Origin of the sequence: Paenibacillus lentimorbus NRRL B-30488, assembly GCF_000411595.1 — a bacterium.
GTDB classification, from domain to species: Bacteria; Bacillota; Bacilli; order Bacillales; family Bacillaceae; genus Bacillus; species Bacillus velezensis.
This window is the reverse complement of the sequence record NZ_ANAT01000020.1, coordinates 26,472-46,533: the sequence shown is the minus strand read 5'-3', so window position 1 is coordinate 46,533 and position 20,062 is coordinate 26,472. Positions and strand designations below refer to the sequence as shown.

18 protein-coding genes and 5 pseudogenes are annotated in these 20,062 nt (G+C 46.3%); 12 read left to right on the top strand and 11 right to left on the bottom strand.

The window, feature by feature from the left end; translation table 11 throughout:
* Positions 1-383: 383 nt before the first annotated feature.
* A complete protein-coding gene (locus tag D368_RS11610) occupies positions 384-1,244 on the bottom strand; it encodes a peptidylprolyl isomerase (protein WP_128574816.1) in 861 nt (286 codons plus the stop codon).
* A 158-nt stretch (positions 1,245-1,402) separates the two neighbouring features.
* Between D368_RS11610 and yhzE1 the strand changes: the two genes are divergently transcribed.
* Positions 1,403-1,489, top strand: coding sequence for a sporulation protein YhzE1 (gene yhzE1, locus D368_RS11605; RefSeq protein WP_017417375.1), 87 nt, complete (start codon positions 1,403-1,405; stop codon positions 1,487-1,489).
* Positions 1,490-1,613: 124 nt separating this feature from the next.
* The gene (gene yhzE2 / locus D368_RS11600) at positions 1,614-1,700 is read left to right on the top strand and encodes a sporulation protein YhzE2 (protein WP_003155248.1); all 87 of its coding nucleotides are present in this window, start codon (positions 1,614-1,616) and stop codon (positions 1,698-1,700) included.
* A 56-nt stretch (positions 1,701-1,756) separates the two neighbouring features.
* On the opposite strand, the gene D368_RS11595 is transcribed toward yhzE2, so the two are convergent.
* Together D368_RS11595 and D368_RS11590 are read right to left on the bottom strand one after the other, a co-directional pair.
* On the bottom strand, positions 1,757-1,975 hold the full coding sequence (locus tag D368_RS11595; protein WP_003155245.1) for a hypothetical protein: 219 nt from the start codon (positions 1,973-1,975) through the stop codon (positions 1,757-1,759).
* Positions 1,976-2,035: 60 nt separating this feature from the next.
* Positions 2,036-2,564: pseudogene (locus D368_RS11590) on the bottom strand (DUF3267 domain-containing protein).
* A 210-nt stretch (positions 2,565-2,774) separates the two neighbouring features.
* On the opposite strand from D368_RS11590, the gene D368_RS11580 reads away from it, so the two are divergent.
* Entirely contained in the window at positions 2,775-3,116 is a 342-nt protein-coding gene (locus D368_RS11580) for a YhaI family protein (protein WP_015388481.1), read from the top strand.
* Here D368_RS11580 and D368_RS11575 read toward each other — a convergent pair.
* Both D368_RS11575 and D368_RS11570 read right to left on the bottom strand, forming a co-directional pair.
* Positions 3,113-3,724, bottom strand: coding sequence for an HTH-type transcriptional regulator Hpr (locus D368_RS11575; RefSeq protein WP_003155240.1), 612 nt, complete (start codon positions 3,722-3,724; stop codon positions 3,113-3,115). The genes D368_RS11580 and D368_RS11575 overlap by 4 nt on opposite strands.
* Before the next feature lie 179 nt (positions 3,725-3,903).
* Positions 3,904-4,259 (bottom strand): annotated as a pseudogene (locus tag D368_RS11570) (YtxH domain-containing protein).
* Positions 4,260-4,376: 117 nt separating this feature from the next.
* Here D368_RS11570 and yhzF point away from each other — a divergent pair.
* The gene (gene yhzF, locus D368_RS11565) at positions 4,377-4,568 is read left to right on the top strand and encodes a membrane protein YhzF (protein ID WP_128574814.1); all 192 of its coding nucleotides are present in this window, start codon (positions 4,377-4,379) and stop codon (positions 4,566-4,568) included.
* 56 nt (positions 4,569-4,624) lie between these two features.
* Here the strand turns inward: yhzF and D368_RS11560 are convergent, their stop codons facing one another.
* From D368_RS11560 to D368_RS11550, 3 genes are all read right to left on the bottom strand, one after another.
* The gene (locus D368_RS11560; protein WP_003155234.1) at positions 4,625-5,143 is read right to left on the bottom strand and encodes a tryptophan transporter; all 519 of its coding nucleotides are present in this window, start codon (positions 5,141-5,143) and stop codon (positions 4,625-4,627) included.
* Positions 5,144-5,263: 120 nt separating this feature from the next.
* On the bottom strand, positions 5,264-6,343 hold the full coding sequence (serC, locus tag D368_RS11555) for a 3-phosphoserine/phosphohydroxythreonine transaminase (RefSeq protein ID WP_033574481.1): 1,080 nt from the start codon (positions 6,341-6,343) through the stop codon (positions 5,264-5,266).
* Between the two features lie 136 nt (positions 6,344-6,479).
* Positions 6,480-6,917, bottom strand: coding sequence for an HIT family protein (locus D368_RS11550; protein WP_057080120.1), 438 nt, complete (start codon positions 6,915-6,917; stop codon positions 6,480-6,482).
* A gap of 489 nt (positions 6,918-7,406) precedes the next feature.
* On the opposite strand from D368_RS11550, the gene ecsA reads away from it, so the two are divergent.
* The 3 genes from ecsA to D368_RS11535 are packed head-to-tail and all read left to right on the top strand — an operon-like array spanning position 7,407 to position 10,116.
* Entirely contained in the window at positions 7,407-8,150 is a 744-nt protein-coding gene (gene ecsA, locus D368_RS11545; RefSeq protein WP_003155231.1) for an ABC transporter ATP-binding protein EcsA, read from the top strand.
* A complete protein-coding gene (locus D368_RS11540; protein ID WP_128574813.1) occupies positions 8,143-9,369 on the top strand; it encodes an ABC transporter permease in 1,227 nt (408 codons plus the stop codon). Before ecsA ends, D368_RS11540 begins: the two co-directional genes overlap by 8 nt.
* Before the next feature lie 42 nt (positions 9,370-9,411).
* Complete coding sequence (locus D368_RS11535; RefSeq protein WP_058906677.1) at positions 9,412-10,116, top strand: EcsC family protein; 705 nt, start codon at positions 9,412-9,414, stop codon at positions 10,114-10,116.
* A gap of 20 nt (positions 10,117-10,136) precedes the next feature.
* On the opposite strand, the pseudogene D368_RS11530 reads toward D368_RS11535, so the two are convergent.
* The 3 genes and pseudogenes from D368_RS11530 to hmoB form a co-directional block, all read right to left on the bottom strand.
* A pseudogene (locus D368_RS11530) lies at positions 10,137-11,324 on the bottom strand (M20 family metallopeptidase).
* Between the two features lie 68 nt (positions 11,325-11,392).
* Positions 11,393-12,777, bottom strand: a pseudogene (locus tag D368_RS11525) (hypothetical protein).
* Between the two features lie 117 nt (positions 12,778-12,894).
* Entirely contained in the window at positions 12,895-13,395 is a 501-nt protein-coding gene (hmoB, locus tag D368_RS11520; protein WP_003155224.1) for a heme-degrading oxygenase HmoB, read from the bottom strand.
* A gap of 122 nt (positions 13,396-13,517) precedes the next feature.
* On the opposite strand from hmoB, the gene D368_RS11515 reads away from it, so the two are divergent.
* The 5 genes and pseudogenes from D368_RS11515 (at position 13,518) to D368_RS11495 (ending at position 20,035) form a co-directional block, all read left to right on the top strand.
* The gene (locus tag D368_RS11515; RefSeq protein ID WP_128574812.1) at positions 13,518-15,659 is read left to right on the top strand and encodes a transglycosylase domain-containing protein; all 2,142 of its coding nucleotides are present in this window, start codon (positions 13,518-13,520) and stop codon (positions 15,657-15,659) included.
* Between the two features lie 123 nt (positions 15,660-15,782).
* Positions 15,783-16,843, top strand: a pseudogene (gene hemE, locus D368_RS11510) (uroporphyrinogen decarboxylase).
* 75 nt (positions 16,844-16,918) lie between these two features.
* Positions 16,919-17,854: a ferrochelatase gene (gene hemH, locus D368_RS11505; RefSeq protein WP_003155221.1), complete on the top strand. Its 936-nt coding sequence runs from the start codon at positions 16,919-16,921 to the stop codon at positions 17,852-17,854.
* A 27-nt stretch (positions 17,855-17,881) separates the two neighbouring features.
* Complete coding sequence (gene hemY, locus D368_RS11500; protein ID WP_003155220.1) at positions 17,882-19,315, top strand: protoporphyrinogen oxidase; 1,434 nt, start codon at positions 17,882-17,884, stop codon at positions 19,313-19,315.
* A gap of 147 nt (positions 19,316-19,462) precedes the next feature.
* Positions 19,463-20,035 (top strand): TetR/AcrR family transcriptional regulator, encoded by a 573-nt coding sequence (locus tag D368_RS11495; RefSeq protein WP_032874350.1) that lies wholly within the window; start codon positions 19,463-19,465, stop codon positions 20,033-20,035.
* The last annotated feature ends 27 nt before the right edge of the window (positions 20,036-20,062 follow it).

Genomic DNA, 20,062 nt, shown 5'->3' with positions numbered 1-20,062 from the left:
ATTAATTAGAAAACAGTTTAAAATTTATTATTTTGAATTGTAATTCCAACTGGGATTAAGTTAATTATATATATTTAAAATTAAAAGGGAATAAGTATAACCTGTAATTTTAAAGTCAAAAGATTAATTTTATAAATATGGGAGGAATTGATAAAAAAAAGTTGGGGGAAGTTTAATGCTTTACAAAACTTTATATTTATATATAGGGAAATTTATTTTGATACAACTAAGAAAACTAATTTTTTATCAAATATTATGCACGCTTATGTTTTCATTCATGCAATATCGGTATGGTATGGATTTTAATTTTTCTGATTATTTTATTGTTAATAAACCATCTCATCGGCAAAGCGAACAGCCGATGAGATGACCTAAGCGGTATTTTATTTTGACCCCGAATTGCTGGTTGATGAAGATGTATTGAAAGTATCCTTTAAGTCTTTGTCTTCAACTTTTACGTCGGCTTTCTTCATGATTTTCTGAATCGCCGCCTGAACAGCTGAGTTGTCGTTTAATTTCTGTTTAAGAACTTCTTCTTTCAGTTCTTTTTTCATGTCATCATATTTGCCGCGTTCTTCTGTCTTTTTGATGATATGATAACCGAATTTTGTTTTGACCGGATCGCTGACTTGTCCGACTTTCAGACCGAATGCAGCTTTGCTGAATGTTTCATCCATTGACTTTTTATCGAACCAGCCAAGGTCGCCGCCGTTGTCTTTTGAGTTGTCAGTTGAATATTCTTTCGCAAGCGTTTCAAACTTCTCGCCTTTTTTCAGTTTTTTCTCCACTTCGTCAGCTGTCTTTTTGTCAGCGACAAGAATGTGGCTCGCGCGGATTTTACCTTTTAAGCCGTCGTAATATTCTTTCGTATCAGCGTCAGTCACTTTGATGTTGTCTTTCGCCGCTTTTTGTTGAAGTAATTCAAGTTTAGCCTGCTCTTTCAGAAAATCTTCGCCGTACTGTTGTTTAAGGGCTGTATATTGATCGCCGTACTGTGTTTGATACTCTTTTAGCCTTGCGTCAATGTCTTTATCTGTCACTTTGTATTTTTTTGCAAGTACTTTTTCTTGAACAAGTTGTGTCAGGACATTGCCACCTGCCACTTTTTTCATATTCGTGTAGAGCTCGCCTTTTGTTACATTTCCGGCATCCGTCTTGGCAATCACGTCGTTGTCGCCGCTGCTGCAAGCGCTGAGAGCCAGGACGCTCGTTGCCGTAATAGCTGCTATCGCGATTTTCTTCATTCCTTTAAACACTCCTAATCATCCAAATTAAATTGCATATGCGTATCATAACATATTGTGGCTTTCTGTAAAAAGATTTTAAATAAAGGGCATTCGTCTAGTCAAACTTTTTCCTGATACATACAAATATATTGATCATGAAAAGGAGGTAATGAACCATGGGCGGAGGATATTCAAACGGTTTCGCACTGCTCGTAGTACTGTTCATATTGCTTATCATCGTAGGTGCAGCTTACATTTGTTAAGCGAAACGGATCGCTTTTTCTAAAAGCGGTCCGTTTTCTTACCCGGGCGCCTAATCGTTTCAGAAGTAAATTGCATATGATGTAATTGGAAAAATAAAACGTTTTGTAGGAGGTGCTTTTGGAGATGGGTGAAGTATTTGCAGGCGGTTTTGCATTATTGGTTGTTCTGTTCATCTTATTGATCATCATCGGCGCTTCTTGGCTTTATTAAGAAAAAAATATGGCTGTCGGGGGTCAGACCTCCGTCAGCCATATTTTTTTGCCTGTTTACACAGTAAAGGAGATCTCGACGAATGAAGAGATCAGTAAAATTAAAATAGATACATTAATAAAACGGAATACCTTATCCTGCCGGTCTTCAGGAATCTCTCTGACAAGGCATAATGTATTTGTGAGCCTGTTTATGAAATAAAGAATAAACAGGGCAGCCACGATAAAATAGAATAAAATGATGGGAGATTCCCCCTCTCTCTGAACTGCTCCCATATTACATTACCAAATATTTATTAAAAAAGATAGAATGTAACCTGAAAAATCAGCGGGATATCAAGACTCCGGCACTTTTTTTACTAATATATCAAAACCGTCGGATTCCTGGTCAATCAGACATGATTTGGGCGCTTTGACCAGGTGCAGCGCAAACAGAAGATCAGGCAGGCAATAACCCGCATGAATGCTCGAAATCATATAAAAGTAATGAGCGTGTCTCGGAAATGCCAGTCCGGCATAAAACAATAACGGCGTAATGAATAAAAACGGGCTGATCGTAGAAATCAGCATCGTCGTTTTCGGTATGCCTTTCCATGTCGGCATCCGCAAGAAGTACATTTTCATTTCCTTTTTCTTTTTTACAGATCATCGGCAGGACATGTATGACTTTATGTACAAATAAAGTAACAACGAGCAGAACACAAAAAGCAAACACGTGCCCGTCACTTAAACTGATATTCGGACGCAGCAGCCCGAATGCCAAGAAGTTGCATATAAAAAACAGGATCATAAAACCTACAGCAGTCAATAATAAACGAACCGCACCATAATCTTTGATCAGATTAATGGTTTTCCAGCAATTCATCAGAGTCATCCTTCCGTACAAAGATGGAATACAATCTCAAAATAATTTACTCTCTTCAGGAGAAAAAATCAATCCTTTTTTAAAGAAAAAAATAACCCCGGAAAGGGAAGAACAGAAGAGCTCGGTGAAACATGGAAATGTACGGTTTAACCTTTCTTCTCTATTCATTATCAGCTAAAATAAGATTAAAGATAGAAAGAAGTGAAACGGATGGATTCAATGGATCAGCGTATCGGGCGTTTAGAATATTACATACAATTGCTGGTGAAAACGGTGGATATGGATAAGTACCCTTTTTATGCGATGATGATTGAAAAAGGGCTGACCGAAGAAGAAGGAGAAGAGGTCGGGCGGATCTGCCGCGAATTGGAGGACGAGCTGAAGTCGCAAAAAGCGCAAGGCTTTGTGACGTTTGACAAGCTCCTTGCGCTTTTTGCGGGACAGCTGAACGAAAAATTAGATGTTCATGAAACGATTTTTGCTCTGTATGAGCAGGGGCTTTATACAGCGCTGATGGAAGAATTTATTGAGATTATGAAGCACTTTGATTAACTGTTGATCGGTTCCAGCTCTTCAGCCGTTTCATGGACAGCCGATTCGTCCGTTTTTTTCTTCAGCCTTCCGTCTTCACTATCAAAATCATTGTTTATGTTTGTCAATGATTTCTCGAATATCTCCATAAAATCCTCGCCGTAAATGTGGCGGATGACACAGGTTAATTCTTCAACTTCCGGAAACTTCCCGAATAAGTGGTAGATCGGCTGTGAGCCTTTAAACACCGCGTTTCTCGACGGGTCAAACTCCTCAAGCAGGCTTTCGAATACATTTTCCCCTTCTTCTGTTAACTGAATGTACGTGTTCCGTTTATCATTCAGTCGCTTGGAAAATTTCAGATATCCCCGTTCTTCAAGCTTTTTTGAAAAGTTAAATGCAGTTGATACGTGCATAACGCCGAATTTGGCGATTTCTGAAATAGAAGCTCCTTTAAGCTGATAGGCAATCCATAATATATGATGCTCATTAATATTAAGGTCGTACGGCTTCAGCCAATTCTGCCAGTCTTTCTCGATAGATTTCCAGAGCGCTTTGGACAGCTGCGCCATTTTTTGGGTATAGATTAAAGCTTCTTTTAGATCGTAAGGCGGTTCAACACGATTCAATACAGATCACCTGCTTCACATTTTCTTTTCCTCTATTATGCCAATAAAATAAAGATTAATAAAGATGAAAATTTAAGAATTTTATAATAAATTCTTCATCCGTTGCTGTGAAAGGCTTTAAACCGCAAAAAAAAGTGCGGAACGCAATATGTCCGCACTTTTTTTGGTTGTATAGGATATTAGTTTTGTAAGGTTTTCTCCAGCTGTCTGATTTTCTCTTCAATATCAGCGATTTCCTTTTGGAGATCCTGCTGGTGCGGCTTGATTTCCTCCTGCCACCTTTTAATGCTGGTCTGAAGCTCTCCGCCTACGTCTTTAATGACTTCTGCGCTTTCTTTCGCCGTTTGGACAAGCTGGTCCTTAAGCGCCATTCCGTCTTTTTTAACCGTTTGATTGTGTCCTCAATTGAATTGCAATTCGCTTTGATTTTGCCCCGCAGCTCTTTTCCGGATGAAGGAGCCGAAAGTAACACCGCTGCGCCTCCGATCAATCCGCCTACGAAAAGGCCTGTTAAAAGGGAACGTCCGTCAGCCATTTGAAATCACCCCGTTTTTTTCTCATAACTTTTATCATTTTTGTTCAGAAGAATAAACTTCTATACATAGCTTGCTTTATTTTAGCATATTTTTTTAAGGGAAAAGGAGGGAGAAGGTTGTCTGTCTTTATGATTGTTTTATCTTGTATGGCTCTTGTCTTTGCGGCGGGTGCCGTTTATTACCTGAAACTGCTCGGCCAGACCGCTTCTTATCCGCCGAAGCGGGTCGTCCGCCAAAAGGCCATCGTCTGCTCAGCAGGAACCGCCCTCGCATTGTTCCTTATCTTTTTCACAAAACTTCTCGTATAAAACATGCTGAAACACATTAAAAACCTCTTCCGGCCGGAAGAGGTTTCGGTATGCGGTTATTTCACCGTTTCAATCATATTGGACCGTTTTAAGATCGTCTGCACAATCGGATGCATAATGATAATGGCGATCGCATTCAGCGCAGCCGCCGGAAGGACGACCGCGAGCACCAAGGCGGTGAATCCGCCCGGCAGGCCGACAATCAGAAGGGCCAGCGCCAGAAAGAGCAAACCAGAGATGAAGGTGCCGGCTATTGTAATGACGGCGGCGGCCGCTGTTTTCACGCTCTTTTTCACCAAAAGCGCCAGCGCGAGAAACAGAAACGCCGTTACCGGTTTTTCAATGATATTCGGAAGCTGTCCGCCCGGAAAAGATGTCGTGAGTGCGGAAATGATTCCCGTTACAATCCCGATCATCAGCACGTTCTGCACACGGGGGAATAACAGAATACCCATAAACATCATCACAAGCATCATATCGGGTTTCATTCCGAATAATACCGGCGGCATAATGGAATGAAGCACCGCTCCGATTGCCGCAAACAGGGCCATAATGACTAATTCTTTTGTTTTCATACTAAGCTCTCCTCTGCTAAGCTTTTTCGCCATCCAATAATATGCTCGTCATTTATTGCGGTGGCCGGAAAAATTGATATGCAAACAGTATATCAAAGGAACCGTTATGTTAGAAGAAATTTATTCGTTTTCCTGCTGGAACTTTTTCATAAACTGAGCCAGTTTTTCACAATCAGCCAGGCTGACGGCGTTGTAGATAGACGCCCTGCATCCTCCGACTGAGCGGTGGCCTCCGAGTCCGGTCATTTTAGCCGCTTTCGCTTCTTCAACGAATTTTTTCGTGAGACTGCTGTCGCGGAGGGTGAATGTGACGTTCATGTGAGAACGGCTGTCTTTTGCGGCATGCCCCGCGTAAAACCCGCCGCTTGCGTCGATTGTGCCGTACAGGACGTCGGCCTTTTCCTGATTGCGCCGTTCAGCCGCTTCGACACCTCCGTTTTCAGCCAGCCATTCAAGGACGAGGCTCAGCATATAAATCGCAAATGTAGGCGGCGTATTATACAGTGAATCGGCTTTTGTGTGAGTGGAGTATTTCAAAATTTTAGGGACGTTGGCGTTTTCGTTTTCAAGCCATGATTTTTTCATGATGACGACCGTGACGCCGGACGGACCGAGGTTTTTCTGGGCGCCGCCATAGATGACATCAAACGTTTTGACATCAATTTTTCTGCTCAGGATGTCGCTTGACATGTCGGCTACGAGCGGGATCGGTGAATTCGGGAACTCTTTCCACTGCGTTCCGAAAATCGTGTTGTTGGACGTAATATGCAGGTAGGCGCCGTCTTTGATTCCTGTGAGGTCCGCTTCCGGTATGTGGTTATGGTTTGAATCTGCGCTTGTTGCCGTGACGGATGTGTTTCCGAACAGTTTCGCCTCAGCGAGCGCTTTTTCAGACCATGCGCCCGTTACGATGAAGTGAGCCGTTTGCTCCGGCGTTAAAAAGTTCATCGGCAGCATGGAGAATTGCAGGCTTGCGCCGCCTTGAAGAAATAAAATATCATAATCGTCGGGAATATCCATCAGTTCTTTCAGAAGGCTTTTTGCTTTTTGATGCACCGCATCATATTCTTTGCTCCGGTGGGACAGCTCCATGACGGACATGCCGGTGTCATTGAAGTTGACAAATTCTTTCTGTGCTTTTTGCAGCACATCCAGTGGAAGGGCTGCGGGTCCTGCATTGAAATTCGTTGTACGTTCCATGTTTACGATCTCTCCCTGTTTTCCGCTTTAGTGTAAGAAATAATACAATTATCCTATCACAATTTTTTGATTTTTTTGATATGAAAAAATATAATTTTATGTTTTTTGTGTTACCGGACGCAAAAAAACCTCATCTTTAAGATGAGGCAAGCCGTTTTCTGACGGTTGAAGCGATTTCCTGAAGATCGTCAGGCGCATAGTCTTCGGCGTGGGTCTTCCAGACAGCCCCGAAACCGTCGCCTTTTCCGTAACGCGGAATGATATGCATGTGAAAATGGAACACCGATTGGCCCGCTTTTTCACCGTTGTTATTGAGAATATTCAGCCCGATCGGCTCGAATTCATCGCGGATGGCGCGTGCGATTTTCGGCACCGCTTCAAAATATTCTTTAGAAAGCTCAGGCGTAAACTCGTACACGTTTTCAATATGTGTTTTCGGAATCACGAGCGTATGGCCTTTTGTGACCTGGCTGATATCAAGAAACGCCACAACATGTTCATTTTCGTATACTTTTGAAGACGGAATGTCACCGGCAATGATTTTGCAGAAAATACAATCGTCCGCTTTGTGCATAGATGGGTTTCCTCCCTGAAAAGAAATATATGTATATTCTCATCGTACCACAAAAACGGCCAAAACAAAAAACAGGATGAACGGCTGCGCGTTCACCCTGATGCAGAAGTACGAGCTTTATCACAGAAAATTAAATATGCCTTTTGTAAGCACCTCATTTGTTTTTAAAATGAAGACTTATGGGTCTGCTTAATCATTCCTGGGACAAACACCTCATTTGATTATTTCATCATGAATGAAGAACATCATCAAAGCAGTGTGTGAAGAAATTGTAAGCACAGGACATGTTGATTTTCATCCAACTGTTCTAAGACGTCTTTTATAAACACCTCATTTTCAGTTGATTAAAGCTGTTTCCTTCTACATACATTATGATGTCCGCCAAAACGATAACTATGCACGTTTTTCACGTGAGAAAAAAGGGAATCGTTTCAAATCAGACTTTATTTTTGGTACTATGAAGAAAAACGAATCAGAAGGGGAGAAATTATGTCTCTGCTATCGGTAAAAGACTTAACCGGCGGTTATACGAGAAACCCGGTCTTAAAAAATGTTTCATTCACCCTTGAGCCGAACCAGATTGTCGGACTCATCGGATTAAACGGCGCGGGCAAAAGCACGACGATCCGGCATATTATCGGATTAATGGACCCGCATAAAGGCTCGATCGAGCTGAACGGCAAGACGTTTTCGGAGGATAAGGAAAGCTACCGCTCGCAATTTACGTACATCCCCGAAACGCCGGTGCTGTATGAAGAACTGACGCTCAAAGAGCATCTGGAGCTGACGGCCATGGCGTACGGCCTTTCCAAAGAAACGCTTGAAAAAAGGCTTCCTCCGCTTCTGAAAGAATTCAGAATGGAAAAAAGGCTGAAATGGTTTCCCGCTCACTTTTCCAAAGGGATGAAGCAGAAGGTCATGATCATGTGCGCGTTTCTCGCGGAGCCTTCGCTTTATATCATTGACGAGCCGTTTCTCGGCCTTGACCCGCTGGCGATCAATGCATTGCTGGAGCGGATGGACGCCGCGAAAAAAGCCGGATCAAGCGTGCTGATGTCAACGCATATCCTGGCTACGGCAGAGCGCTACTGTGACGCTTTCATTATTTTACATAACGGCGAAGTGCGGGCAAGCGGCACACTGGAAGAACTGAGAGAGCAGTTCGGCATGAAAGACGCAGCTCTTGATGACTTGTATATTGAACTGACGAAGGAAGACGCCGGCCATGAATAATATGTCTACTATTTGGCAGTCCCGGCTTGAAGAGCATATAAAGGAAACCAGAATGTATATGAAATATATGCTCAATGATCATCTCGTCATTGTGCTGATCTTTTTTATTGCCGGCGCGGCGAGCTGGTACAGCAAGTGGGTCAAAGACATTCCCGTTCATTTTCCCTCATTTTGGGTGATGGCGGTGCTCTTTTCATTTGTGCTGACCGGTTCATACGTCCGGACGCTGTTAAAGGAAGCGGACCTCGTGTTTCTGCTGCCGCTTGAACCGAAAATGGGGACATACTTTAAGCATTCATTTAAGTACAGCTATCTGTCACAGCTGTTTCCGCTTATTGCTCTGTCGCTTGTATGCATGCCTCTGTTTTTCGCTGTAAGTCCGGGGGCGTCGCTTGCGTCGTATGCCGCAGTATTTATTCAGATGCTGGCGGTAAAAGCGTGGAATCAGGCCATGGAGTGGCGGATGACGTTTATGAATGACAGAAGCATGAAAATGGTGGATGCGGTCATACGCTTTATCTGCAATATGCTGCTTTTATACTTCGTCTTACAGTCGTTTTATGTGTACGCTGCCGCCGTCTACATTGTGATGGCCGGCCTTTATGTGTATTTCACATCGGCCGCAAAACATAAATCATTGAAATGGGAAGCTCATATTGAATATGAATTAAGAAGGAAGCAGCGGTTTTACAGAATCGCCAATCTGTTTACCGATGTGCCTCACCTGAAAAAACAGGCAAAACGCCGTGCGTATCTCGACTTTTTGCTCAGAATGATTCCGTTTGAGCAGCGGAAAACGTTCTCCTATATGTATGCGCGGGCCTTTCTGCGTTCAAATGATTATCTCGGCATTCAGGTCAGGCTCACGATTATTTTTATCCTGATTATTATGCTCGTTTCCGCCAATCCGTGGATCACGGCGGCGTTAACCGTATTTACCGTCTTTATTACGGGAATACAGCTTCTTCCGCTGTTCGGGCATTTTCATCATCTTTCTCTGCAGGAGCTTTACCCGGTCAATCAGAAAGCGAAGCTGCAAAGTTTCTTTTCGCTGATGAAATCGGCATTAACCGTGCAGGCGCTGCTGTTCTGTGCAGCGTCAGCCTATGCCGCGGGAGTCAGCGGGGCGCTGTATGCGGCCGTTGCTTCAGCCGTTCTGATTTTTGTGATCATGCCTTCGTATATGGGCGGAAGATTGAAAAAGTACGGCAAGCTGTAATCAATCGGGTTTTTGAAACCTCAATGAAAGAAGGAGACACAGATGACCGACGATCAGCAGCTGATACAGGAAGCACTGCAATGGAAAGCGCGTTTTTTGCGCAAAGATTCCATGCTTGAACGCTTTTCTAAAGGAATGCAGGCGAAAATAAATGAGCGGATTCCCGATAAAATTCATGCCGTCATCACAGAAAGCATTAAAAAAATGACCGAAGCAACAATGACGGGTTCAAATCTGGTGAAAAGCAAGCGGGATACAAACGGTATGACGCTTGCTGAAAAAGATGCCCTCGCCAGACAAACCATCGCATCGTACCAAAAGGTCGCGGCAGCCGAAGGTATCGGTACGGGGGCCGGCGGAATTTTTTTAGGGATGGCTGATTTTCCTTTGCTGCTATCCATTAAAATGAAATGTCTGTTCGATCTTGCCTCCATTTACGGCTATGATGTGAAAGACAGGGATGAGCGATTGTTCTTGCTGTTTATTTTTCAGCTGGCTTTCTCAAGCGGTGAACAGCGGAAACGCATATACTCAATGATTGAACAGTGGGATTCGAAAAAGCATGATGTCGATTGGAGAGTTTTTCAGCAGGAATACCGCGATTATCTGGACGTGGTGAAATTGTTTCAGCTTTTGCCGGTCGTCGGAGCCGCCGTGGGCGGAGCGGCCAATTATAAACTGCTGTCACAGCTCGGTGAGACGGCAAGGCACGTTTTTCATTTAAGAATCACAACAGCCGGTACGTAATGTACCGGCTGTTTTTTATGTCAGCGGGGGTAGCTTACCGCGGCGCCGATAAGCACCTTGGCGGCCGTCAGCATCGCTTTTTCATTAAAATCAAATTTCGGGTGGTGATGAGGATAAATGGTTTCCGCATTTTCTAAAGCGGCGCCCGTAAAGAAAAAAGCGCCTTTTGTATGCTGCAGATAATAGGAAAAATCCTCTCCCGCCATCTGCGGCTCTCCTTCAACGACCTTCGTAACGCCGTCTGTTTCCGCTGCGGCTGCCGCAGCGTGCGCCGCTTCCTCAGGATGATTGACGACGGCGGGATAGCCGCGTTTGAAACGATATTCATAGGAAGCGGAGTGCATGGAGCAGATTCCTTTTACGACGGCTTCTATTTCTGCTTCGAGCAGGCTGCGCACACTTTCGTCAAATGAGCGGACGGTGCCTGATATGACTGCCTGATCGGCAATCGCATTAAACGGATTTTCAGCGGTGAACGAGCCGGCTGAGATGACGGCCGGCTGCACCGGATTTACCCGCCGGCTGACGATATGCTGAAGAGCTGTGACGATTTGTGAGCCGATTAAAACGGCGTCTTTCGTATCGTGAGGGATCGCGCCGTGGCCGCCTTTGCCGATGACTTTAATCGTAAAGCCGTCAGCGGCGGCCATTACTGGGCCCGGGCGGCATAAGACCGTTCCGACGGGTTCAGTCGCCCATAGGTGTGTGCCGAAAATGGCATCGACATGTTCGAGGCAGCCGTCCTCAATCATTGCTTTTGCTCCGCCGGGAGATAATTCCTCAGCGTGCTGGTGGATCATCACAAATGACCCTTTCAGTTTTTCCCGGTTGCGGTACAGCACTTTTTCCGGCCGCGAGGAGAGCCGCCGTATGGCCGTCATGCCCGCAGGCGTGCATGACGCCGGGAATTTGTGAAGCATAGGGCACATCTTTTTCATCCTGTATCGGCAAAGCGTCAAAATCAGCTCTGAGTGCCACGACCGGTCCCGGTTCACCGCCTTCAATACAGGCTGTGACACCGTTGCCCCCGACATTCGTCCGGATGGGGACGCCGAGCTTTTCATAAAATGAGGCGATGAACGCCGGTGTTTTTTCTCCTTAAAGGATGGCTCGGGATTCATGTGAAGGTGACGCCTGATTTCAACCATTTCCTCATACAGCCCGTCAAGCTGAGCGTTTAAGCTTTTTTGAAGTGTCGTTAACGTCAAAAGCGATGCCCCCTCGTCTGCTTTTCCCATGATTGTATAGAAAATGTCAGAAGATTTCAATCTTTTTGCTACGGGAGAATGATGATGGCGGCGATCGTCGTGACGATAAGTCCGGCCGCAACCGGGATAAAGTTTTTCCTGGCAAGCTCAAACGGGTCAACTTTACAAATAGCCGCAGCGGGAATCAGTGCCCAAGGGACCAATGTTCCGCCCCCGACCCAGATCGCTGAAATCTGGCCCAGCGCCGTTAAAACGGCCGGGTCCGTATGAAGGGCGGCAGAAAACAGCTTTGCCATCGAGCCTGCAAGAGATATACCGGAAAACCCAGACCCGTCGAGCCCGGTAATCGCACCGACTGCGGCCAGTGCGATGCCGGCGAATTCTCCGGACATCGGAAAAGAATGGGACAGGGCCAATCCGAGGTCATTGACGATCCCCGCAGATCCTTTCGGCAGCGGGGTGTTCAAAATATTTTTAAACCCCGCGTCACCGAGATAAAAGAAGGCCGCGATCGGAATGACGGGGCCGAATACTTTAAAGCCGAATTGAAAACCGCCGATAAAATACTCGGTGATCTTTTCTAAATGCCGCTCTTTATATACAATGAAATGAATGATCAGGAGAATGCCGATCGCGGTTCCTCCGACGAGTGCCGTCGCATCGTTTCCTTGGAGGCGGTATACGATCATGCAGATAATATCGGCGAGAAAAACAAGCGGAATGAAAACCGCCAGGATCACCCTGAGTTTTTTCGGCAGGTACATACTTGTGTCCAAAGAACCGGAGCTGTCCAAGGAGAGGGGGGCCTTCGTTTTTTTCGATCCCGCATGATGAGGAAGAAAGCGGTGATTGTCGTCGTTAACCCCATGATCAAAACGAGCGGAATACTTGCCTGCATGACATCGCCCACGGGAATGCCCGCGGCATCGGCCGTTAATTTCGGGGCCGCCTGAATGACGTAATCCCCCGATAAAGCGAATCCGTGGCCGAACAGGTTCATCGCCATAGCCGCGGCGATCGGAGAAAGGCCCGCCCGGATCGCTGCGGGAAGCAGCACAGCGCCGATCAGCGCCACCCCGGGTGACGGCCAGAAAAAAAGAGAGATGGCAAACATCAGACAGCCGATAACCCAATACGCGACAGCCGGCCCTTTCATCAGCTTTGCAAACGGAGAAATCATCGCTTCATTAATACCGGTTTCGGTCAAAAGGCCGCTCATCGCCACGATAAAACAAATGATAAAAATCGTCGGCAGCAATTCTCCGGCGGCATACGTAAAGCTGTGAAACAGGCTGCTGACCGAAGCGGAGAATGAATGCGTCGTCCATAGCGCAATCACAAAAATGCCGGCGAGTGAAATAAAGGTTGTATCTTTTCTGAGAAGCATAAAAACGATAATGGCCGCGATAAAAGCAACATAAAGCAGATGTACCGAGTAGACGCCGATCCCCAATTGAACCACTCCGTTTATAAATAGGATTGCTACAGGGTATTCATAGGCGGGCGGAAGGTGCAAAGAACGAAGGGTAAAATCGGGACATTAAAAAAGCCGGAGAATCTCCGGCGGTTTTCAGTCTATTGCGTAATAAGCGGTTACATAAGACGGGCGGGAGAAAATAGACGTCGTGTCGATGCCGGCAGATGTTCCGCGTTTTTTATGAGCTTCCTGATAAGAGTTTGACTGCTGCCAATCCTGAAAGGCTTTTTCCTCTTCCCACAGGGTCAAAATGACATACGTATCGCCTTCGAGCGGTCTTAATACGCGGATGGCTTTAAAACCGGGTTCATTTTCCACTTTGCCGGCGCGGTTTTTAAACCGGTTTTCAAACAGCGGACGGCCTTCCTGGGTAACGGCGATGTTGTTGAGGACGGCGTAGCCCGGATTTTTGATTTCCCCGACGCTGTCGATGCTTTCATAGGAATGTGGCGCCTGAAAAACGGTTTCTCCATTTGTTTCATGAATTAAAACCGCATTATCCTCCCCTTGCATCAGCACCATATTCTCACTCGGGTGTTTCTTGGCAATCGTCTTTAAAAAATCGGCTGTCCCGTATGTAATATAAACCTTCATATCAGCCACCTCCTGCTTGCTAGTATATCAAAAGAGTGGTATAAGTTTCTATTGGCGACTCATTCTGACATAATTCGAAACAATATTTCCCATACTACAAGTTAAGAAAGGCGAGGTGACTTATGCTGAAAAAGAAAAAAAGATTCTTTATTCCGGCTGTAATTGCGGCGGCAACCGCTTTTCTCGCGTTAATCGGATACATTATCATTATATTTCTCGGCCATTATGTCATCGATGAAAAGAAATTAATACTGCACGCATCTTCAAAAATCGTCGATCAAAACGGTGATGAAATCGCGAGCCTCTATACGGAAAATCGCGAGCCGGTATCCATTCAGCAGGTTCCGGAAGATGTGAGAGATGCCTTTATCGCCGTTGAAGATAAACGGTTTTACGAACATCACGGCATTGATGTGAAGTCTGTCGGCCGGGCGGTGTTCCGGGATGTTTTAGCAGGCGGCAAGGTGGAGGGCGGAAGCACGATCACCCAGCAGCTGGCGAAAAACATTTTTCTGACTCATGATAAGACATTTTTGCGCAAGACGAAGGAAGTCATTATCGCCATCAATCTTGAGCGTGATTACAGCAAGGACAAGCTGCTTGAAATGTACCTGAACCAGCTTTATTTCGGCCATGGCGTTTACGGCATTCAAGCCGCGTCCCACTACTACTTTAATAAAGAAGTAAAAGATTTAACCGTTGCGGAAGGAGCCGTTCTGGCAGCGATTCCGAAGGCGCCATCTCTTTATTCGCCGATTCAGCATCCGGATAAAAATAAAGAACGGCGCGATACGATTCTTGCAATGATGAACGACCAAGGCTATATCAGCGCCAAGGAAGCCGTCAGAGCCCAGGGCCGGACATTGGGGCTTCATGTCAAGAAAACATCAGAAACGCCTTGGTTTGACAGTTATATCGATCTTGTCATCAAGGAGGCGGAATCCCGTTATTCGATGTCAGGAGAACAGCTGCTTCAAGGCGGCTATACGATCCGGACGTCACTTGATTCCAAGCTGCAGAAAACGGCATATACCCTCATGAAGGAAAGCGGCTATTTTCCGGGGACGGATCAGGCGGCAGAGGGAAGCGCCGTCTTTATTGATAATAAAACCGGAGGCGTGCGCGCGGCGGTCGGCGGGCGCGACTATGTGGCAAAAGGATACAACAGGGTTACGGCGAAGCGGCAGCCGGGCTCAACGTTTAAGCCGATTGCCGTATACGGGCCCGCCATGCAGGAAGACAAGTTCAAACCGTATTCGCTTCTCCAAGACAAACTGACGTCCTACGACGGGTATAAACCGAAAAATTATGACGGACAGTACAAGGGGGAAGTGACGATGCAGGATGCGATCACTTACAGCATAAATGCGCCCGCTGTCTGGACATTGAAGCAGATCGGCGTGGATACGGGAAAATCGTATCTTGAGAAAAACGGCATGAACATTTCTGACAACGGACTCGCGATTGCGCTGGGCGGTCTGTCTGAAGGCGTCACTCCGCTTCAGCTTGCCGGAGCTTATCATACCTTTGCGGCAAACGGAATGTATACGAAGCCATTTTTTATAGAGAATATCACGGACGAAGACGGAGAAACGTTATCCGGGCCTAAAAACGGCAAAACGCGCGTCTTCAGCGGACAGACGGCATGGAATATGACGAGAATGCTTCAGCAGGTCGTAAAAGAAGGAACCGCTTCACAAGGCAGCTATCAAGGCGACCTGGCGGGGAAAACCGGCACGACCACATTTACCGGCGTCCCCAGCGCGACAAAGGACGCCTGGTTTGCGGGATACACTCCCGGACTGACGGGAGCCGTCTGGATGGGCTATGACAAAACGGATAAAACCCATTACCTGAAAGGCGGCAGCCAATACCCGGTCAGACTCTTTAAAGATATCGTCACAAAAGCGGGGGAAAACGGCCGGACATTCAAAAAGCCTGAAAATGTGAAGGAACTGGGCAGCCCGATTGAGCTGGAGGCGGTAAAGTCCCTGTCGGCCCGTTATACATTTAAGGCGATGGGACTGATTACGGTTCAATTAAAATGGGATATTCAAAAGGATGATCGGGTTGTTTACCGAATATATGAGAAGAAAGACGGAAAAGACAAGCTTCTGGATTCGGTGAAAGGAAAAGGCAGCTTTGACATACCGTACGCCAATCTGTTTTCAGGGGCTTCATACAAAGTCGTTCCATATAATTCACAGACGGATCAAGAAGGAGAGGGAACGGAATACGTTCAGCCGAAGCTTTTTTCTTCTTAATCATGAATTCGGCGATTTTTTGAACATTAAGCCTCAATTCTATACCATTCAGAAAAAACAAGGTATAGTGTAATGGGCGAAGAACACGAACGTATGGTTGCAGGAGGAAAGGTGGAAATTCAGATGAGTAAACGAGAAGCGTTTAATGATACGTTTTTAAAAGCGGCACGGGGAGAAAAAACAAATCACGTCCCTGTCTGGTACATGAGACAGGCGGGGAGGTCTCAGCCGGAATACCGCAAGCTGAAGGAAAAGTACGGCTTAGTCGAAATTACGCATCAGCCCGAGCTGTGCGCGTATGTGACGAGGCTCCCGGTCGAGCAGTACGGAGTGGACGCTGCCATTTTATATAAAGACATTATGACGCCGCTTCCTTATATCGGAGTGGATGTTGAAATAAAAAACGGAATCGGCCCGGTGATCGATCAGCCGGTGCGCTCTGCTGCGGATATTGAAAAGCTCGGCGAACTGAATCCCGAACAGGATGTTCCTTACGTGCTGGAAACGATCCGATTACTCGTAAACGAACAGCTGAATGTTCCGCTCATCGGTTTTTCGGGAGCGCCTTTTACGCTGGCCAGTTATATGATTGAAGGCGGGCCTTCTAAAAATTACAACAAAACAAAAGCGTTTATGCACAGTATGCCGCAAGCGTGGCAAATGCTGATGGACAAGCTCGCGGACATGATTATCGTTTATGCAAAAGCGCAGATTAACGCCGGCGCAAAAGCCATTCAGATTTTTGATTCATGGGTCGGCGCGCTGAACCGCGAAGATTACCGGCAGTTTATAAAACCGGTGATGGACAGAATTTTCCGGGAGCTTTCTGCAGAGCAAGTTCCGCTGATCATGTTCGGTGTAGGCGCAAGCCACCTGGCCGGGGATTGGCATGACCTTCCTCTTGATGTCGTCGGTCTTGATTGGAGACTCGGCATAGATGACGCCAGAAAACAAGGCATTACAAAAACGGTTCAGGGCAATCTTGATCCGTCGCTTCTTCTTGCGCCTTGGGAAGTCATCGAGAAAAAGCGAAAGCGATACTTGATCAAGGCATGAAAGCGGACGGGTTTATTTTCAATTTAGGGCACGGCGTATTCCCTGATGTCAATCCGGAAACGCTGAAAAAGCTGACGGCGTTTGTACATGAATATTCCGCTGCCAAAAAAACGGAACAATCTTCCTGAGCAGATCGTTGGTTATAAGTAGATTTTCCTGTCAAAATCAAGGTAGACAGACCATCAAAAGAGGTGTTTAACAAAATGAGCAGCAAAAAGAAAATGGGACTTCTCGTCATGGCTTACGGAACGCCTTACAAAGAAGAGGACATAGAACGTTATTATACACATATCAGACGCGGAAGAAAGCCGGAGCCGCACATGCTTCAAGACTTAAAAGACAGATATGAAGCGATCGGAGGCATTTCTCCGCTGGCAAAAATCACGCAGGAGCAGGCGGAGAAGCTCGCACAGCGTTTAAATGAAATCCAGGACGACGTAACATTCAAAGTGTACATCGGATTAAAACATATTGAACCGTTTATTGAAGACGCGGTGGCGGACATGCATAAAGACGGCATTACAGAAGCTGTCAGCCTTGTGCTCGCCCCTCATTTTTCAACATTCAGCGTCCAGTCATACAACAAACGCGCGAAAGAAGAAGCGGAGAAGCTCGGCGGTTTGACCATCAAGTCTGTTGAAAGCTGGTATGATGAACCGAAATTCGTTGATTATTGGGTCGGCCAGGTGAAGAAAACGTATGAATCAATGCCGAAAGAAGAACGGGATGACGCGATGCTGATCGTCTCAGCGCACAGCCTTCCTGAAAAAATTAAAGAATACGGCGATCCGTATCCTGACCAGCTGGAGGAATCCGCAAAACTGATTGCCGAAGGCGCCGGAATTACCGATTACGCAGTCGGCTGGCAAAGCGAAGGGAACACCCCTGATCCGTGGCTCGGGCCGGATGTGCAGGATCTCACGCGCGAGCTGTATCAAAAGCATCCTTATAAAGCATTTGTATACGTGCCCGCAGGCTTCGTTGCCGATCATTTAGAGGTGCTTTACGATAATGATTATGAATGCAAAGCTGTGACCGAAGAAGTCGGCGCAAGCTACTATCGTCCGGCCATGCCGAACGCACAGCCTGAATTTATCGACGCGCTTGCAGCGGTCGTGCTGAAAGAGCTGGACAAGTAGAATTAAACGGTAAAGAAGGCGATAAAAATGAGTGGCGATAAAAAACATCTGGTCATCATCGGCGGCGGCATAACGGGATTAGCCGCCGCCTTCTACATGGAAAAAGAAATCAAGGAAAAACAGCTGCCGCTTGAGGTCACCCTGATCGAAGCGGGCCCGAGAGCGGGCGGTAAAATTCAGACGGCGCATAAAGACGGCTACATCATTGAGCGGGGGCCGGATTCTTTTTTGGAAAGGAAAAAAAGCGCGCCGCAGCTCGTTAAGGATTTGGGGCTTGAGCATCTGCTCGTCAACAATGCGACCGGCCAGTCTTACGTGCTCGTCAATGAGACGCTTCATCCGATGCCGAAGGGCGCGGTGATGGGCATTCCGACCAAAATCGCTCCGTTCATCTCCACCGGTTTATTTTCTGTACCCGGAAAAGCGCGGGCGGCGCTTGACTTTGTCCTGCCTGCGAGCAAACCGAAGGAAGATCAGTCTCTGGGTGAATTTTTCCGCAGACGCGTCGGCGACGAAGTCGTTGAGAATTTAATAGAACCGCTATTATCAGGGATTTATGCCGGAGATATTGATAAGCTGAGCCTCATGTCCACGTTTCCGCAATTCTATCAGACTGAGCAAAAGCACAGAAGCCTGATTCTCGGTATGAAAAAATCACGTCCGCAGCCTTCGGGACAGCAGCTGACGGCCAAAAAGCAGGGCCAGTTTTTAACGCTGACGACAGGGCTTCAAACGTTGGTGGAGGAGCTGGAAAAGCAGCTTACGCTGACAAAGGTGATGAAAGGAACGAAAGTCACCCATATCGGCCGCGAGGAGAAAGGATATTCCGTGACGCTTGATAACGGCAAAGTGCTCTATGCGGAAGGATGCATAGTGACAGCCCCGCATAAAGCCGCGGCGAAAATGCTTTCTGATCTGCCGGCGGTTTCATGTCTCAAAGACATGCATTCTACGTCCGTTGCCAACGTCGCCTTAGGTTTTCCTGAGGGAGCCGTCAAAATGGAGCATGAAGGTACGGGATTCGTTATCTCAAGAAACAGCGATTTCTCCATCACGGCCTGCACATGGACGAATAAAAAATGGCCGCACGCGGCGCCGGAGGGCAAAACACTTCTCAGGGCGTACGTCGGAAAGGCCGGAGATGAATCCATCGTAGATCTTTCAGATAACGAGATCATTAAAATCGTAATGGAAGATTTGAAAAAAGTAATGAAAATAAATGGCGAACCGGAAATGACCTGTGTGACCCGCTGGAACGAAAGCATGCCGCAATACCATGTCGGCCATAAGGAGCGCATCAAAGAGTTCAGAGATGCGCTGAAAGCTTCCTATCCGGGCGTATACGCGACGGGCGCGTCTTTCGAAGGGGTGGGCATCCCCGACTGTATCGACCAGGGAAAAGCCGCCGTATATGATTCACTGGCATATTTATTTGAAACGTACCAGCCTCCGTTATCGTAAAACGGAGGTTTTTTGCATGTTCCCGTTCTGTAAAGGGAACACCAATAAAGAGAAAAAACATTTGAATCTTCTTCGCGACTGTGATAAGTTATCTTATGTACAAAATGACTAAAACGTTCAAACGGTCAATTTAACGAGGTGGGAAACATGTCCGTCGATCGGAAAAAGCTCATTCTGGAAGCGGCAACGAAGTCTTTTACACAATTCGGCTACAAAGCAACGACAATGGATCTGGTGGCAAAGCTTGCAAATGTGGGGAAGGGAACCATCTACACGTTTTTCAAAAACAAAGAAGAACTGTTTGATGATATTTTCACCACTATTTTAAGAGAAATGAAGGAACACGCAGACGAAGCGATGAAACCGGAGCTTTCATTTCACGAAAATGTTCACCGGGCGCTTATCGCGATTTTGGAATTCAGAAAAACACACCAGCTGACTATTAAAATTTTTCAGGAGAACGCCGAGATTGGTACAATAGCCGTTCAGGATGTCATTGCGAAAATGGAGCGGGCCATTCTGTCATACATTAAAGAAAAGATAGAAACAGCCATTGAAAACGGAAGCATTAAACCGTGTGATCCGGAACTGACCGCTTTTGTGATGCTCAAGCTCTACATCGCGCTGATATTTGACTGGGAAAAAAACCATCCGCCTCTTGAAAAAGAGACGATCGCCGAATTGCTGGAAATGTATGTTGGTCAAGGATTATCTAAATAATAGATGATCCTTCACTTTTTAAGTGCC

What these genes read in the sequence shown, in the direction of transcription:
- D368_RS11610 (WP_128574816.1), bottom strand. Translation starts at nt 1,244, where the DNA reads ATGAAGAAAATCGCGATAGCAGCTATTACGGCAACGAGCGTCCTGGCT.
- yhzE1 (WP_017417375.1), top strand. Translation starts at nt 1,403, where the DNA reads ATGGGCGGAGGATATTCAAACGGTTTCGCACTGCTCGTAGTACTGTTC.
- yhzE2 (WP_003155248.1), top strand. Translation starts at nt 1,614, where the DNA reads ATGGGTGAAGTATTTGCAGGCGGTTTTGCATTATTGGTTGTTCTGTTC.
- D368_RS11595 (WP_003155245.1), bottom strand. Translation starts at nt 1,975, where the DNA reads ATGGGAGCAGTTCAGAGAGAGGGGGAATCTCCCATCATTTTATTCTAT.
- D368_RS11580 (WP_015388481.1), top strand. Translation starts at nt 2,775, where the DNA reads ATGGATTCAATGGATCAGCGTATCGGGCGTTTAGAATATTACATACAA.
- D368_RS11560 (WP_003155234.1), bottom strand. Translation starts at nt 5,143, where the DNA reads ATGAAAACAAAAGAATTAGTCATTATGGCCCTGTTTGCGGCAATCGGA.
- serC (WP_033574481.1), bottom strand. Translation starts at nt 6,343, where the DNA reads ATGGAACGTACAACGAATTTCAATGCAGGACCCGCAGCCCTTCCACTG.
- D368_RS11550 (WP_057080120.1), bottom strand. Translation starts at nt 6,917, where the DNA reads ATGCACAAAGCGGACGATTGTATTTTCTGCAAAATCATTGCCGGTGAC.
- ecsA (WP_003155231.1), top strand. Translation starts at nt 7,407, where the DNA reads ATGTCTCTGCTATCGGTAAAAGACTTAACCGGCGGTTATACGAGAAAC.
- D368_RS11540 (WP_128574813.1), top strand. Translation starts at nt 8,143, where the DNA reads ATGAATAATATGTCTACTATTTGGCAGTCCCGGCTTGAAGAGCATATA.
- D368_RS11535 (WP_058906677.1), top strand. Translation starts at nt 9,412, where the DNA reads ATGACCGACGATCAGCAGCTGATACAGGAAGCACTGCAATGGAAAGCG.
- hmoB (WP_003155224.1), bottom strand. Translation starts at nt 13,395, where the DNA reads ATGAAGGTTTATATTACATACGGGACAGCCGATTTTTTAAAGACGATT.
- D368_RS11515 (WP_128574812.1), top strand. Translation starts at nt 13,518, where the DNA reads ATGCTGAAAAAGAAAAAAAGATTCTTTATTCCGGCTGTAATTGCGGCG.
- hemH (WP_003155221.1), top strand. Translation starts at nt 16,919, where the DNA reads ATGAGCAGCAAAAAGAAAATGGGACTTCTCGTCATGGCTTACGGAACG.
- hemY (WP_003155220.1), top strand. Translation starts at nt 17,882, where the DNA reads ATGAGTGGCGATAAAAAACATCTGGTCATCATCGGCGGCGGCATAACG.
- D368_RS11495 (WP_032874350.1), top strand. Translation starts at nt 19,463, where the DNA reads ATGTCCGTCGATCGGAAAAAGCTCATTCTGGAAGCGGCAACGAAGTCT.